This window comes from Streptomyces sp. NPDC046308, assembly GCF_055588065.1.
Map to the genome: position 1 here is coordinate 466,490 of NZ_JBVJFB010000007.1, position 999 is coordinate 467,488.

Below are 999 nucleotides of genomic sequence, written 5' to 3' on the forward strand. Positions count from 1 at the left end.
CACCGCGGTCATCGCGGCGCGGGTAGGACGGGCGGTCGCCGCCACGGTCGTCACGGCCACCACGGAAACCACCACGGTCGTCATCACGACGCGGGTACGACGGACGCTCGCCGCGGTCGTCACGACGCGGGTAGGACGGACGGTCCCCGCCACGGTCGTCCCGGCGGAAGCCGCCGCCACCACCGGTGGGACGGTCACCACGGTCGTCACGACGCGGGTACGAGGGACGGTCCCCACCGCGGTCATCGCGGCGCGGGTAGGACGGGCGGTCGCCGCCACGGTCGTCACGGCCACCACGGAAACCACCACGGTCGTCATCACGACGCGGGTAGGACGGACGGTCACCACCGCGGTCGTCGCGACGCGCGTAGGACGGACGGTCCCCACCACGGTCATCGCGGCGCGGGAAGCTCGGGCGGTCCCCGCCACGGTCGTCACGACGGAAGCCACCGCCGCCACCGCCGGCCGGACGGCCACCACGGTCGTCGTCACGGCGGGGGTAGCTGGGACGGTCGCCACCGCGGTCGTCACGACGGAAGCCGCCGCCACCACCGCCGGCGGGACGACCGCCACGGTCATCGCGACGGAAGCCGCCGCCACCACTGGACGGACGGCCACTGGCACCACGGTCGTCACGACGGAACGGGGGGCGGTCGCCCCCACGGTCGTCACGGCCCCCGCGGTAGCCGCCCCTGTCACCGCCGTCGCTGCGCCGAGGCTCGCGCTCCGGACGATCGTCGGGAGAGTTGGACATGGGTGTGACTCCTGTCTTCGGGGTACCGCTAGTCATTCTCGCGCAACCAACCCATGGCCGCGCTTCGGCGTAAAGAGGTGAAACAAAAAAGGACCCTTGGTCCAGCGTTGAACGCTGGACCAAGGGTCCTTTGAAAGATTGTTCGGCGGTGTCCTACTCTCCCACAGGGTCCCCCCTGCAGTACCATCGGCGCTGAAAGGCTTAGCTTCCGGGTTCGGAATGTAACCGGGCGTTTCCCTAACGCT

Annotated in this window: 1 rRNA gene and 1 pseudogene; both read right to left on the reverse strand. The window is 70.7% G+C overall.

The window, feature by feature from the left end:
- Positions 1-790 (reverse strand): annotated as a pseudogene (locus tag ACZ6JT_RS28110) (hypothetical protein); the annotation flags it as partial.
- Between the two features lie 104 nt (positions 791-894).
- Positions 895-999: ribosomal RNA gene (gene rrf / locus ACZ6JT_RS28115) — 5S ribosomal RNA — on the reverse strand; the annotation flags it as partial.